This window comes from Nonomuraea sp. NPDC005730 (genome assembly GCF_040630865.1).
Lineage (GTDB): Bacteria > Actinomycetota > Actinomycetes > Streptosporangiales > Streptosporangiaceae > Nonomuraea.
Map to the genome: position 1 here is coordinate 1 of NZ_JBEXYK010000018.1, position 14304 is coordinate 14304.

A 14304-nucleotide genomic window follows, 5' to 3' on the forward strand; every position below is an offset into this window, starting at 1 on the left:
GTAAGGCTCCCGGTAGACGACCGGGTTGATAGGCCGGAGGTGGAAGCACAGTAATGTGTGGAGCTGACCGGTACTAATAGGCCGAGGACTTGACCTCAAAGCTTTTGCTCGCGTCCACTAGGCAATTCTGAGACAGCAAGCAGTTGTGTTTGTTTGTTTCATAGGGTTACGGCGGTTATGGCGGGAAGGAAACACCCGGTTACATTCCGAACCCGGAAGTTAAGCTTCTCTGCGCCGATGGTACTGCACTCGGGAGGGTGTGGGAGAGTAGGTCACCGCCGGACAATCTTTTGAAGGGGCCCCACACGGTTGTGTGGGGCTTCTTCGCGTTCACGGGAGGGTTCCGGTTGAGGGCTTCGGCTTCGGTCGGGGCCCTTTCCGCATGTCCGGGGTGTTTCATTGTCCGGGGGCTGTCTCTGGGTGCTGGGTGCTGGGTGCTGGCGGCTGGTGGGTGGCGGCGCCGGCCCTGGGTGGCCAGCCCTGGGGGCCGGTCCGTGGACCGGCACGGGGGACTGGCTGGTGGACCCCGCGCCGGCCCCACTTCGAAGGAGACTGAGAAGCCGTATCCAGCCCCGCCTCCGAGGAGAGGCCGAGCCCCGCCTGCAAGAAGACTGAGGGTTCGTATCCGGATCCTGGGCTCGCGGTCCTCTGGGCTCGTCCTTGGGCCGGCCCTATGCCTCTGCTGAATGCCGACATTCACCCCAGCATGTGCAAGGCGGCGCCGGCCCACAACCGCAGACAGCCTTCTAGGTGTCGCCGTTACGCAAGGCGAGCACAGGGGTATCGAGGAACGGTAGGACAGCATCGAAGCCCTTGGTTGGGGTACTGGATCTTCGTTAACTGCTGTCTTACCGGGAGTCTCTTCTCACGCCAATCCGCTCCTGGTGGACCTGTGGTGATCTACACGACCATGTTGGCGAGAGCTCAACGTCTACCGCTACTGAGCTGCGCCATCTAGCTGGAAGACGCAGCCATCCGCCGCAGGATCGCTCGTCACGAGCGTCTCCTTCCACCAAGCCGGAGCCGAAGAGATATGAGCCGCGACGTCGCCATCAGCTTAGTGTTCAGAAACAACATCGATTTTGTGGACATCCTTGATCGGCTCACCCATGCGGGTTGGGATTTGCTCCGCGAAGAGGATGCCATCTGGTACATGACCGACTACGACTGGAAGCACCTGCCGCAGGACGGCTTGGCCAAGGCGAAGCGTGTCATGCGCACCTGCCATGAGGCCGGGGAGGCGGTAGGCATAACCGCCAGGCTGCCCGACGGGGAGACTTGCGCGAACGTGCTGTTCCACGAGGATAGAACGTCGGTCTCTCTGATTCCTCTGCTGGATTACCGCACCATCCCCCTCATGCCGGAGTTCGTCGATCTCGGCTGGTATCTCGAGAGGTTCCTGGCGCCATGCAGAGATCTGCCCATCATACGAACGGAAGCCAGCGACCAGCGGTGAAGTTGCAGGAAGGGGAGGCCCTGGAAGAGGACTGACCCGCAGGCCTACATCGGGGGGTTCGGGTGCGTGCGGCGGCTTGATCAGTGGCCAGATGGGGCCACGGAACGATGAGGCAGCGGATCGGTAGCGTCCTTCTTATCCCGCCCGCTCCGTGACTGCGCCTACTGCTACTGACCCGCATCATCAGGTTGGCAAGGCCCGGGGCTTTCCGGGTGTTGTCGCTGGGGGCGGGGTGTAGAGGCGCGGAGACCTGCCGTGGGTAGGCTGCCGCTGCCGCTGCCACGTGTCCGAGTCCCAAGTGCGGGTGTTGGGCATGGCCTGTTAGATGGGCCTTGGGGGTGTGGTGGCGTGCCCGGGGGGCGTGCTGAAGGGCGGACGCGCTATGGGTGGGGGGCTGGAGGTACTGGCCCACCTCGTGGAGGAGGGCGAGGGGCGGAGGGCGTGGTGTGGTGGATTGGCGAGGGCGCTGCGTGAGTGGCAGGATGCGCCGTCACTATGCGGGGAGGAGGCGCTGTCACTGTTGTGCTGCGCGCCCCCGATGACCGGCTCCTGGAAGCCGCGACAGCCAGCAGCCAGCTGTGGAGCCGGGCCATAGAAGCAGACTCACCTTCGGCGATGACCGGGACTTGGCGATGATCAGAACTGCGTGCTCTCAGGGAAGTCCTGCTCGTGCCTGGGGGGTGTGTCTGTCGGCCACGACCATCAGTGCTGTGGCGGGCCTGTCGGATGTCTCCACTGGACTGTCCGGGCTGGTGGCGTAGCTGTGTACACCCAGGGGTCAGGTTTGTGTTGGTAGGGGACCCGGGCTGGGCGTCATCGAGGGTCCAGCGAGGCTTTGCAGGGTGGCTGTTCTGATGCCATGGCAGTTGGCTGGATGTCAGGGGTGGGCGAAGAGGGTGAGTGTGCAGCTGGAGGCGATGGCCAGGGTGTGGCCCGTGGGGGAGAAGCCGGCTGTGCGGAGCTCGCAGGCTTCTTCGCGGTGGATGTGCCACCAGGTTGATCCGGGTTCGTCGCGGTAGGGGTCCCCTCTGCTGGACAGCAGGACGCTTGCGATGGGCCAGTCGGGTGTGACGACATCGATGGACCATCCGTTCGTGGTGGTCGTGTGCAGTCCGCCGCCCAGGAGGCCGGAGATCTTGATGGGGGTACCTGTAAGAGGTCCTATGCCTTGGCAGGTGAGGGTGTAGTCGTCCGGCCAGGCCGGGTCTGGGTCGGGGTCGCGGGCCATGCGCCGGCCGGTGACGCAGTTGAGGATGCCGCGTCCTTGGTGAGAGGTCACGAGGATGAGGTCTTCGCCGGATTCGGGGTGTACGGCGAAGCCGACGCCGGTCAAGCCGCCGACCGCTACTGGTGGCAAGGGGCGCCAGGGCGCGGGCGGGGGTTGGAGCGGAGCGGTTCGGAACCGGGCGCGAAGGTGTTCGTGGTGGGGGTTCATGGCGGGTGAGTCCTGTCGGGGTCTGGCGGCGATGCGGCAAGGGCGCATCCTATGCCCGACAGGTCGGGGTGGTGTTTGTGCCTGGGGCGGCCGGTGGCGCGGGCTGGGGGCGATTCTTGAGCCGGTAGCCGGTAGCCGGTAGCCGGTAGCCGGTAGCCGGTAGGCGGGGATCGGGGTTCGTGATGACTTGCGGTGACGCGGCAGGCGGTCCTGGATGGCGGGGCGGGCAGCTTGGCGTCGGCGGTCTGGGCGAGCTCCGGAAGGCTGTTGCTCGTCGTCGCGATCTCCCGGGGGCCGGCTGGCCTCGTTGGGGAGAGGACAGGAAGCCCACCTCAACCAGCCCGCCGCATGTTAGGTGGGGTCGCCGAGGCGGGTGTGGGCTTCGTGGAGTTGCCGGCGGACGTCGGCGAGTTCGCGTTCGAGTTCCAGGATGCGGCGGATGGCGATCAGGGTCATGCCCTGGTCGGCGAGGTCGGTCACGTGCTGGACGATCAGGATGTCGCTGCGGGAGTAGCGGCGTTGGCCGCCGGATGAGCGGCTCGGGCTGATGACGTCGTGCTCGTCCAGGCGGCGGAGGTAGGCCTGGCGGACCTGGAGCATCTCGGCGACCTGGCCCAGGGAGTAGAGCGGGGCGTGCTCGTCGTCGAAGGGCAGGTCGGGCATCGTGGCCTCCTCGGGGTTCGGGGGCGGGGCCGGGATGCCCCGCCCCCGGTGCCGGGTCAGGCCCGGATGGCCTTCGTGTCGTTGCGCCGGATCTCCACCTTGCGCGGCTTGGCGCGTTCGAGGACGGGGATGCGGACGGTGAGCACGCCGTTGGCGTAGCCGGCGTCGATGCGGTCGCTGTCGAGGTGCTCCGACAGGTAGACGCGCCTGGTGAACGTGCCCATCGGGCGCTCGCGGACGAACAGGCGTTCGTTCTCGGCGAGCTCGTCCTCGCGGCGGGCGCCGACGGTGAGGACGCCCCGGTCGACGGTCACCTCGATGGAGTCCGGGTCGATGCCGGGCAGGTCGAAGCGCAGGACGACGTCGTCGTCGCGACGCAGGCCGTCCATCGGCATCGTGGCGGCGCCGCCGTTGTCGAAGGTCTGGCGGGCCAGCCGGTTGAACTGGCGCTCGAACTCCTGGAAGAACGGGTCGATCGTAGTCAGCAGCATGGTTCCGAACCTCCTGCTTCTGTCGTGATAGCTAACCTCCAACTCGATTTGTAGGTTAGACAGCCGAGTGGAGGGAAGCAAGGAGGGTAAGGAAGTTTTTACCTGGGCGTGAGGAGTGTGCCGGTGAGTATCGTCACGGCATGGCCGGCGAGGTGGACTCGGTCGCCGTCGAGGCGGGTGTGGACCAGGCCGCCTCTGGCGGAGAGCTGCGCACCGGTCAGAGTCGTGCGGCCGAGCCGCGCGGACCAGTACGGCGACAGGGCGCAGTGGGCCGAGCCCGTCACCGGATCCTCGGCGACGCCCACTTTGGGAGCGAAGAATCGTGAGACGAAATCCGTGCCGGTGCCGCGGGCGGTGACGATGACACCGCGGGCGTCCACTGCCGACAGGGCCGGGATGTCGGGGCGCAGGGCGCGTACCGTCTCCTCTGAATCGACCTCGACCAGCAGGTCCAGGTCGCTTTTCCCGACCCGCACCGGGGTGGCTCCGAGCGCTTTCTCCAGGCCGTCGGGAACCGTGGCGGGCGTCACCTCCTTGGCCGGAAAATCCATCGTGATGAGGTCTCCGGCGGCGCGATTCACGGTTAGCGTTCCGCCGGCCGTGCGGAATTCGACGGGGCCGGTCGCGGCTCCGGTCGAATACAGAACGTGAGCGGTCGCCAGCGTGGCATGACCGCAGAGAGTGACCTCGACCACAGGGGTGAACCACCGTAGGGAATCGCCGAGCAGGAAGGCGGTCTCGGAGAGGTTCATCTCGGCGGCTACGCTCTGCATCCACCCATCAGTAACCGGAGAGTCCAGCAGGCAGACACCTGCGGGATTACCCTTGAAAGCTGTGTCGGTGAAGGCGTCTACAGTGAACAGGCGCATGTGGCCGATGCTATACGGGGGGGACGGATATCCAGATGCAAGCGGGTTGCAAGCCGTACAAAATGGAATTAGGGCTGGGCGTGTCGCGTGGCGAATGCGGAATCGTCGGTTACCGTCCAATGTGTAGGGACGTGCCGATTACGGTGAGTTCCTGAGGAAAGGACAAGCCGATGGGGGCAGTGCGCAAGGTGGTGAACTACCTTGGCCTGAGCGGGGTCGATCACTACGACGACGGCTATGAAGACGACGAGCACTACGAGGACGAGTACGTTCCGGCGACGGAGCGGGCCGCCCGGCGGTGGCGCGCGAACGTCGACGCGTCGCGCATCGTGATGGTCCAGCCGCTCAAGTACAACGACGCACCGTTGATCGGTCAGCACTTCCGTGACGGGCAGACGGTGATCATGGACGTCACGGGCATGGCGATGCCCGAGGCGACGAGGATGGTCGACTTCGCCGCCGGGCTCGCGTTCGGTTGCGAGGGTCGGATCGAGCGCATCGCCGATCGCGTGTTCCTGCTCGCGCCGGCGCACGTGGAGATCGAGACGACCTGATCGGGTCTAAGCAGCGCGCGGGCCGCGACGAATCAGCCGGGTGAGCTCGGCTGCATCGTCAGCGGCCTGTTTCGCGCGTGCGTCCGCTTCTCTGGCGTAGGCGTGCAGGGCCCAGACGGCGCCCTCGGCCAGCTCCTTCAGCTCGTTGACCTGGGCGGCCACGTAACGGGCGTCGGCGACGACCGTCTTGTGGCGCTGCCAGAGCTGCCAGCCGCCCAGCCCGAGCATGGCCACCCCGGCGGCGGCCAGCAGGAGCGAGGCGCTGAACGCCGCTCCGGCCAGGCACGCGACGCCCGCCACGATCAGCACGAACGCGGCCCACGGCCGGCCGCGCGGCACGACGCCCTCGGTGAGGATGGCGTGTTCCGCCGTGGCGATCGACGTCTCGTCGGGGCCTTCGGGGCGCAGGTGGATGCGGTGGCCGAGCAGCGGGACGGTCAGCGTGGCGGGCGGCGTCAGCCGGCTGTCGGCTTCGAGCTCCTCGGCCAGGCCGCGCAGGATGGGCGCGGCGACGTGCAGGGCGATGGCGGCCAGGTGCGGGTCGGCGCCGGGACGCAGGTCGTCGAGCAGGTGGGAGATCAGCGAGGCCATCGGGCCGGCCGGGCCGCCCTGCCCGATCTGGGCGCGCAGGACCGCCAGCGGCTCGTCCTCGGCCCAGGACGCGGCCGGGCTGGCCGAGCTGTTGCTGAGCGGGGCGGCGGAGTCGTGGTCGGCCTGCCGGGCCGAGGTGATCTCGGCGCAGCGGCCGCGCAGCCTGGACAGGCGGGCGGCCGCGACCGCCGGACGGGCCAGGTCGGAGATTTCGGCCATCTCCGGGAAGTCGGCCAGCGACGGCGGCACGACGACCGCGGGCTCGCCGGGCACCAGCGCCTGCACCCACTCCTCGACGTCGGCGTGCTCCTGCACGGCCAGCGCGTCGAGCTTGCGCAGCACGAAGATCTTGCCGGCCGGGCCGTAGGCGCCGCGGGCGGCGGCCAGCCAGAGCGAGCGCTGGCCGTGGGTGACGGGACGGTCGAGCGACAGCTCGCCGAAGGCCGTGCCGAGCCAGGAGGCGTGGATGCGGCTGCCCTGCCCGGACACCGCCAGGGCCAGGCACAGGAAGAGCGCGGTCTGCTGCTGGTCACGGCCGGCGGCCCTGCTCAGTGGTTCGAGCGGGTCGTCGCCGGCGAGGATGGCGACCAGTGCTTCGACGGCAGGGGGCAGCCAGTGGCCGGGTATGTCGCGAAAGCCCGGAGCGGCGGGAGGAGCGGTGCCATTGGCGGCGAGGTGCGCCAGCAGCGCCTCGGCGTAGCGTTGCAACTCCGTCGCTGCTTGGGGGCTCGCAGTCAGGTCCGTGCTCAAGGCAGAGAACTCCCCCATTTCGGCCTCAGTTCATGACCGCGTAAAGCCTAGCCGTTAGGGCGCGCCAACCCGGTGGAGGCGCGCCCATGACGGAACGGGAGACTTTGAGCCAACTGCCTGTTACATGCGGTCGGGGACGGGGACGCCCAGAAGGTCGAGGCCGGTTTCGAGCACGCGCAGGGTCAGCGCGCACAGGGCCAGCCGCGAGGCGCGGGTGTCGGGCTCGACGTCGGACCGCAGCACCGGGCACTGCTCGTAGAACGTGCTGAACAGGCTCGACGTCTCGAAGAGGAAGTTGCACAGCCGGTGGGGCTCGGAGCGGGCGGTGGCCTCTTCGATGAGCGTGCCGAAGCCGAGCAGGTGCAGGGCCAGGGCGCGCTCGGCGGGCTCGGCCAGGAGGATCGGGGACGTGGCGGCCGCCGGTTCCATGTCCGCCTTGCGGAAGATGGACCGGATGCGGGCGGTGGCGTACTGCATGTAGGGGCCGGTGTTGCCGGTGAAGCCCAGCATGCGGTCGTAGTCGAAGACGTATTCGCTGTCGTGGCTGACCGACAGGTCGGCGTACTTCACCGCGCCCATGCCGACGGCCAGGGCGATCTCGTTGCGGGTGGCCTCGTCGTAGCCGCGTTCGGCGATGGCCGCCGAGGCCCGGTCGACGCCCTCCTGGAGCAGGTCCATCAGCTTGATGGACTCGCCCGACCTGGTCTTGAAGCGGCGGCCGTCCTTGCCGAGCATCATGCCGATCTGGACGTGTTCGGCCGAGACGGTGTCGGGCAGCCAGCCGGCCATCTGCGCGGAGGCGAACACCATGCGGAAGTGCAGCGCCTGGTCGGCGCCCACCACGTAGAGGATGCGGTCGGCCTTCAGGTCGTGGACGCGGTAGCGGATCGCCGCCATGTCGGTGGAGGCGTAGCCGTAGCCGCCGTCGCTCTTCCTGATGATGAGCGGCAGGGGCTTGTCGTCGGAGCCGGTGAAGCCGGGCGGGAACAGGCAGAGCGCGCCCTCGCTGTGGACCGCGACGCCCGACGACTCGAGGTCGGCGCAGGTCTTCTCCAGCATGGGGTTGTACATGCTCTCGCCCGCGAGGTCGGCGTCGGTCAGCGTGACGCCGAGCAGGGAGTAGACCTTGTTGAAGTAGCGGACGGTGGCGTCCATGAAGACGTGCCACAGGCGCATGGTGGCGGGGTCGCCCGACTGGAGGGTGGTGACCCGGACCCGGGCACGCTGCTTGAAGCCCTCGTCGGCGTCGAACTTGGCCCGCGCCGCCTGGTAGAACTCGGTGCCCATGCCCGCTTCGAGCTGGTCGACCGCGGCCGGCTCGCCGATGTCGAGCAGGTGCTCGATGAGCATGCCGAACGGCGTGCCCCAGTCGCCGAGGTGGTTCTGCCTGATCACCTTGTTGCCGAGGTGTTCGTGCAGGCGGGCGAGGGAGTCGCCGACGATGGTGGTGCGCAGGTGGCCGACGTGCATCTCCTTGGCCGCGTTGGGCGCGGAGTAGTCGATCACGATGGTCTGCGCGGGTGTGCTCGTGCCGACGCCGAGGCGCTGGTCGTCGCGCATGCCCGCGGCCTGGGACTCGATCCAGGAGTCGGCGAGCGTGATGTTGAGGAAGCCGGGGCCGCTGACCTCGACCGTGCCGGGAAAGTCGGACAGCTCGGCCTTGATCGCCTCGGCGACCTCCCGCGGGGACCGTCGCAGGCGCTTGGCCAGGCTCATCGCGACGTTCGCCTGGAAGTCGGCGAACTGGGAAGGCCGGATCAGCGGGTCTGCGTCGGCGTGCTCGGCGCCGAACGCGTTTGCCAGCGCCTGCTGGACGCGCTCGGTGAGCACTAGCTGCGGGTCGGTCATGTTCTAAGGGTACCGGCGACCTTGACCGCGATGCTGATCGCCGCAGCGGCCACCACGGAGATGCCGACGGCCGTCAGGTCGTTGCTCAGGTCGCCGGGCGCGAGGGCGAAGAATCGCCTGACGGGCGGCAGCGACAGGGCGAGCGCGAAGAGCCCCGCCATGGACGCCAGCAGCGTGATCCGCCACCAGTTGAGCGGCCTGGTGATCAGCACGAGCACCCACCACGTGGTGAGGAAGAGGGTGATCACCGCGGACGTCTGGTCCTCGGTCAGGGTGGAGGTGCCGCTGTGCGCGGTCCAGAACGACAGCAGCACCGCGCCCGCGCACAACACCCCCGCCGGCACGGCGAAGCGCAGCACCCGCCGGACGAACCCCGGCCGCGCCCGTTCGAACGTGGGCGCGAGCGCCAGGAAGAACGCCGGGATGCCGATGGTCAGCGCGTTGGTGAGGGTGGAGTGGCGGGGCGCGAACGGGAACATCACCCCGGCCACGCCGACGGCCAGCGACAACACGATGGCGTAGAAGGTCTTGGTGAGGAAGAGGTTGGAGACGCGTTCGATGTTGGCCAGCACCCGGCGGCCCTCGCCGACGACGTGCGGCAGCGTGGCGAACTTGTTGTCCAGCAGCACCACCTGGGCCACCGCCTTGGTGGCCGGGCTGCCCGCGCCCATGGCGATGCCGAGGTCGGCGTCCTTGAGCGCGAGGACGTCGTTGACGCCGTCGCCGGTCATGGCCACGGTGTGCCCGCGGGCCTGGAGGGCGCCGACGAACTGCCGCTTCTGCTGCGGGCTGACCCGGCCGAACACGGTGTGGGAGTCGAGCAGCTCGCCGAGCTTGACGGGGTCGTCGTGGGGGAGCGTCCTGGCGTCGATGGAACGGTCGCCGCCGGGGATCTTCAGGCTCATGGCGATGGCGGAGACCGCCTCCGGGTTGTCGCCGGAGATCACTTTGACCGTGACGCCCTGCTTGGCGAAGTAGCCGAGGGTCTTGAGCGCGTCGGGCCTGATCCGCTGCCTGAGGGTGACCAGCGCGACGGGCTCGACGGGCCCGCCGTCCTGGGCGGCCCGCAGGTCGTCCGTGCGGCACAGGACGAGCACGCGGGTGCCGGTGGCGGCCAGCTCGGCGGCCTTGTCGTAGCCGTCGCCGTCGTGCAGCAGCACGTCGGGGGCGCCCAGCAGCCAGGCGCCGTGCCCGCCGAAGTCGGCGCCGCTCCACTTGCGGGCCGAGGAGAAGGGCACGGACGAGGCCGCCGACCAGCCGTCGGCGGGGGCGGGGTAGCGGGCCCGGATGGCCTGGGCGGTGGCGTTGGGGCGGGCGTCGAGGTGGGCCAGGGCGGCCAGCGCGGGCTCGACCGGGTGGCCGTCGCGCAGCGGGAGCACCTGGTCGAGGTCCATGCCGCCGGCGGTGAGGGTGCCGGTCTTGTCCAGGCAGAGCACGTCGACCCTGGCCAGCCCCTCGATCGCGGGCAGCTCCTGGACCAGGCACTTGCGCCGGCCGAGGCGGATGACGCCGACGGCGAACGCGATCGAGGTCATCAGCACCAGGCCCTCGGGGATCATGGTGACGATGCCGGCGACCGCGCCGGTGATGGCGGTGCGGAAGTCGGCGGAGTTGTGCAGCTGGCTGTAGATCAGCAGGGCGCCGATCGGCACGACCAGCCAGGTGATGTACTTGATGAAGTTCGCCACGCCCTCGCGCAGCTCGGAGTGGGCGAGATGGAACTTGCTGGCCTCCTCCGCCAGCCGCACGGCGTAGGCGTCGGTGCCGACGCGGGTGGCGACGTACGCGCCGGAGCCGGCGACCGCGAAGCTGCCCGACAACACCTGGTCGCCGGGCTTCTTGTGCACCGGGTCGGCCTCGCCGGTCAGCAGCGACTCGTCGACCTCCAGGCCGTCGGAGTCGACGACCTCGCCGTCGACCAGGAGGCGGTCGCCGGAGCCGAGCAGGACCAGGTCGCCGAGGACGACCCGGTGCGGCTCGACCTGCTGCTCACGGCCGTCGCGGCGGACGCGGACCGGGGCCTCGTTGATCACGGCGAGTTTGTCGAGGGTGCGCTTGGCGCGCAGCTCCTGGACGATGCCGATCAGCGCGTTGGCCACGATCACCAGGCCGAACAGGCCGTCCTGCCACTCGCCGAAGATCAGGATCAGCGCCCAGAGCACGCCGATGACCAGGTTGAACAGGGTGAACACGTTCGCCCTGATGATCGCGCTGAGCGATCTGCTCGACCGCCGCGGCACCTCGTTGGTCTTCGCCCCCGCGACCTGTGCTGAGGTGAGGCCGTCCACATACCCCCCGTTTCTGTGGATCGGTCTCACACACTACGGCGTCACCAGAGCCTGTGTGAGCGATGCGTGGCGGCGATCCGGTCGCCGATCCTGGCGACGATGCCGCCTGCGGAGAGGTCGGCGGCGACCTGGCAGGCGGCGCTGATCGCCGGCGCCCTGGAGGAGCCGTGGGCGATCACCACCGTCCCGTTCAGCCCGAGCAGGACGGCGCCGCCGTGGGCCTCGGCGTCGAGGCGCCTGCGCAGCTCGCGCAGGCGGCCGCGTTGCATGAGCGCGCCGAACTTGGCGATCCTGCTCTCGCCGATGGTCTCGGCCAGCTCGCCGAACGCGTACCGGACCGCGCCTTCCATGGTCTTGAGCGCGACGTTGCCGGTGAAGCCGTCCGTGGTGATCACGTCGACCTTGCCGGTGAGGAGGTCGTGGCCCTCGACGTTGCCGGTGAAGTGGATGCCGGGGGAGGACTGCAGCAGTTCGTGGGCGCGTTTGACGAGCTTGTTGCCCTTCTCCGCCTCGCTGCCGATGGTGAGCAGGCCGATCCTGGGCTCGGGGATGTCGTAGGCCAGCTCGGCGTAGGCCGCGCCGAGGTGCGCGAACTGCACCAGCATCTCCGGCTTGACCTCGGCGTTGGCGCCGGCGTCCACCAGGAGGGTGGGGGTGGGGAGCGTCGGGAGCGCCACGGCGATGGCCGGTCGCAGGACGCCCTGCTGGGCCTTGAGCCGGAGCCTGCCGGTGGCGACGATGCCCGCGGTCGAGCCGGCCGACACCACGGCCGAGGCGTCGCCGCGGCGGACGAGGTGGCAGGCGATGGCGATGCTGGAGCGCGGGCGGCGCAGGCTGGCCAGGGCGCCTTCGTCCATGGCCAGGGCCTCCTCCGCCCTGACGATGGGGACCTCTTTGGTGGCGTCGTGGTCGGCCAGGGCCTCGTACAGGATGCGGGGTGAGCCGACGAGCACGATGGGCAGCTTGCGCTCCCGTACGGCGTGGACCGCGCCGGCCACGATCTCGTGGGGGGCGTGGTCGCCGCCCATGGCGTCGAGCGCGACGGGCCTGCTGTCGGACATGGTCACCTCGTGGGACAGACGAGCCCGCCGTCGCCCGGCCGGGCCGGTACGCGGGCTCGTGTATGTCCGCATCGTAGGCAGGCCGGATGTCAGGTCGACCGGCGGGTGGACCTCCCTGCTTCCCCGGCGCGGCGGTTCCAGTCGCCGGGGCCCGTCAGCGGAGGTTCCAGTCGTCGAGGCCGCGGGTCACGACGACCTTGGAGAACTTCGACGAGCCGGTGAGCCGGATCAGCGGGCCGTCGCCCGCCGATCCGCCGCTCACGTTCCGCTTGCCGAAGACCGAGCTGCCCTCGTCGATCACGTGGGCGTTCTCCGGCACCCGGACGATCATCTTGCTGAACTTCGCGTCGGTCTCGATGGTGATCTCCCGGCCGGGGAGCACGGCGTCGGACAGGTCGATGACGAGGGCGCCGAAGCGGGCCGACAGCTTGGTGCGCCGGGACGCGACCCAGCGCCCCTTGCGCACGATCTTGCTGAACTTCGAGCTGATCACCTGGTGCTCGATGGCCTCGGGCAGGGCGGACGGGGCGGACACCTGGGGCAGGTCTCGGGTGAGGGGGACGAGCTCGCCGATCGTCTTCGCCGTGTAGGCGATCTCCAGACGGTCGGCATGCTCGACGCTGGTCAGTCTTCCGGTGGCGAGCGCGTCGCCCAGCAGGGCCGCGACGCGGTCGCGGTCGGCGTCGGAGGCGCGCAGGTCGAGATCCTCGGTCACGATGAATCAGTGTATGTCGAAACGCGATATGTCGCGAGTGTCAAACCTGCAAGGAAACTTGGAGCCCAGTGGAACCGGGGACGCGGCGCGTCGCGTCCGGATATTAAGAACCGTAGACGCGCGACTGGGTCGTGAGGTTTACCGGCGATCGAACAAAAAAGATGGGAAAGGCCTAGTGATCTTGAACCAGGCAGGTACCCGACGCTTCAAGGCGTACACGTCCAAGCACCTCGACGAGCTCCTGCGACGGGCGGGGCTGGACGACGAGGAGCGGCTGAGGGTCCGCGCCGTGGCCACGGTGCTGCCCTTCCGGACGAACGCCTATGTCGTGGATGAACTCATAGATTGGTCGGCGGCGCCCGACGATCCCATCTACCGCCTCGTCTTCCCGCAGGAGGACATGCTTCCCGCCGCGGACGTGGCCAGGCTGGCCGATCTGCTCAAGGCCGAGGCGCCCAACAGCGAGATCCAGGCCGAGGCCAATCGCGTACGCGCGCAGCTCAACCCGCATCCCGCCGGCCAGAAGGAGCTCAACGTCCCGAGGATGGGCGACGAGCCGGTGCCCGGCATGCAGCACAAATATCCAGAGACAGTGCTCATCTTCCCTAAACAGGGGCAGACCTGTCATGCCTACTGCACCTACTGCTTCCGGTGGGCGCAGTTCATCGGGGACGCGGACCTGAAGTTCGCCTCCGACGACGTCGACCGGATGGTGTCCTACATCCGCCAGCACCCCGAGGTCACCAGCGTCCTGATCACCGGCGGCGACGCCATGATCATGGGCGAGCCGGTCATCCGGCGCTACATCGAGCCGCTGCTCGGCCTCGACCAGCTCGAATCGATCCGTATCGGCACCAAGGCGCTGGCCTACTGGCCGCAGCGCTTCACCACCGATCCCGACGCCGACGCCACGCTCGGCCTGTTCCAGGAGGTGGTGAAGGCCGGCAAGAACCTGGCGTTCATGGCCCACTTCTCGCATCCGCGGGAGCTGGAGTCGCCACTGGTGGAGTCGGCGGTCGAACGCATCCTCAGCAGCGGGGCCACGATCAGGACCCAGGCGCCGCTGATCAGGTCCATCAACGACGATCCCGCCGTGTGGTCGTCGATGTGGCGGCGGCAGCTGCGGATGGGGCTGATTCCCTACTACATGTTCGTCGAGCGTGACACCGGGCCGCAGGACTACTTCGCGGTCCCGCTGGCCCGCGCGTACGAGATCTTCAGGGACGCCTACTCGACCGTCTCCGGGCTCTGCCGTACGGTCCGGGGTCCGTCCATGTCGGCCACGCCGGGCAAGGTGTGCGTGGACGGCGTGACCGAGATCGCCGGTGAGCGCGTCTTCGTGCTCCACCTGATCCAGGCCCGCGACCCCGAGCTGGTCGGGCGGCCGTTCTTCGCCCGGTACGACCCGTCGGCGGTCTGGCTGACGGATCTGCGGCCGGCGTTCGCCGATCGTTTTCCGTTCGAGCCGGCCGACGCCTTGCTGCCCATCTGAGTGGTCGCGTTCTCGCACCACCGTCACTGAATTGTGCGCCCCCGGCCCGCGACATTTGTTAATGCGACCACTTGTACGCGGGCCGTGCGGG

General features: G+C 68.7%; 12 protein-coding genes and 2 rRNA genes. 5 read left to right on the top strand and 9 right to left on the bottom strand.

Features of this window, described 5'->3' with window-relative positions:
- The 3 genes from ABZ444_RS22055 to ABZ444_RS22065 form a co-directional block, all read left to right on the top strand.
- A 23S ribosomal RNA gene (locus ABZ444_RS22055) occupies positions 1-97 on the top strand; the annotation flags it as partial.
- 70 nt (positions 98-167) lie between these two features.
- Positions 168-284, top strand: a 5S ribosomal RNA gene (gene rrf / locus ABZ444_RS22060).
- A 749-nt stretch (positions 285-1033) separates the two neighbouring features.
- Positions 1034-1456, top strand: coding sequence for a hypothetical protein (locus ABZ444_RS22065; RefSeq protein WP_357999785.1), 423 nt, complete (start codon positions 1034-1036; stop codon positions 1454-1456).
- Positions 1457-2333: 877 nt separating this feature from the next.
- Here the strand turns inward: ABZ444_RS22065 and ABZ444_RS22070 are convergent.
- The 4 genes from ABZ444_RS22070 to ABZ444_RS22085 all read right to left on the bottom strand — a co-directional run bounded on the left by ABZ444_RS22070 (position 2334) and on the right by ABZ444_RS22085 (position 4914).
- Complete coding sequence (locus tag ABZ444_RS22070; protein WP_357999788.1) at positions 2334-2789, bottom strand: hypothetical protein; 456 nt, start codon at positions 2787-2789, stop codon at positions 2334-2336.
- A 453-nt stretch (positions 2790-3242) separates the two neighbouring features.
- Positions 3243-3554 carry a MerR family transcriptional regulator gene (locus ABZ444_RS22075; RefSeq protein ID WP_357999791.1) on the bottom strand — a complete coding sequence of 104 codons (312 nt, stop codon included), beginning with the start codon at positions 3552-3554 and terminating at the stop codon, positions 3243-3245.
- A 56-nt stretch (positions 3555-3610) separates the two neighbouring features.
- On the bottom strand, positions 3611-4045 hold the full coding sequence (locus ABZ444_RS22080; RefSeq protein ID WP_357999794.1) for an Hsp20/alpha crystallin family protein: 435 nt from the start codon (positions 4043-4045) through the stop codon (positions 3611-3613).
- Between the two features lie 98 nt (positions 4046-4143).
- The gene (locus tag ABZ444_RS22085; protein ID WP_357999797.1) at positions 4144-4914 is read right to left on the bottom strand and encodes a PhzF family phenazine biosynthesis protein; all 771 of its coding nucleotides are present in this window, start codon (positions 4912-4914) and stop codon (positions 4144-4146) included.
- 170 nt (positions 4915-5084) lie between these two features.
- Here ABZ444_RS22085 and ABZ444_RS22090 point away from each other — a divergent pair, with 170 nt between their 5' ends.
- Positions 5085-5468: a cell division protein SepF gene (locus tag ABZ444_RS22090; RefSeq protein WP_357999800.1), complete on the top strand. Its 384-nt coding sequence runs from the start codon at positions 5085-5087 to the stop codon at positions 5466-5468.
- A gap of 6 nt (positions 5469-5474) precedes the next feature.
- On the opposite strand, the gene ABZ444_RS22095 is transcribed toward ABZ444_RS22090, so the two are convergent.
- From ABZ444_RS22095 to ABZ444_RS22115, 5 genes are all read right to left on the bottom strand, one after another.
- A complete protein-coding gene (locus ABZ444_RS22095) occupies positions 5475-6767 on the bottom strand; it encodes a hypothetical protein (RefSeq protein WP_357999803.1) in 1293 nt (430 codons plus the stop codon).
- 162 nt (positions 6768-6929) lie between these two features.
- On the bottom strand, positions 6930-8657 hold the full coding sequence (argS, locus tag ABZ444_RS22100) for an arginine--tRNA ligase (protein ID WP_357999806.1): 1728 nt from the start codon (positions 8655-8657) through the stop codon (positions 6930-6932).
- A complete protein-coding gene (locus tag ABZ444_RS22105; protein WP_357999809.1) occupies positions 8654-10945 on the bottom strand; it encodes an HAD-IC family P-type ATPase in 2292 nt (763 codons plus the stop codon). The genes argS and ABZ444_RS22105 overlap by 4 nt, the downstream gene beginning before the upstream one ends.
- A 41-nt stretch (positions 10946-10986) precedes the next feature.
- Entirely contained in the window at positions 10987-12006 is a 1020-nt protein-coding gene (gene plsX, locus ABZ444_RS22110) for a phosphate acyltransferase PlsX (RefSeq protein WP_357976088.1), read from the bottom strand.
- A 154-nt stretch (positions 12007-12160) separates the two neighbouring features.
- On the bottom strand, positions 12161-12721 hold the full coding sequence (locus ABZ444_RS22115) for a DUF1707 domain-containing protein (protein WP_357976090.1): 561 nt from the start codon (positions 12719-12721) through the stop codon (positions 12161-12163).
- Positions 12722-12896: 175 nt separating this feature from the next.
- On the opposite strand from ABZ444_RS22115, the gene ABZ444_RS22120 reads away from it, so the two are divergent.
- Complete coding sequence (locus ABZ444_RS22120) at positions 12897-14213, top strand: lysine 2,3-aminomutase (protein ID WP_357999812.1); 1317 nt, start codon at positions 12897-12899, stop codon at positions 14211-14213.
- Positions 14214-14304: the final 91 nt, after the last annotated feature.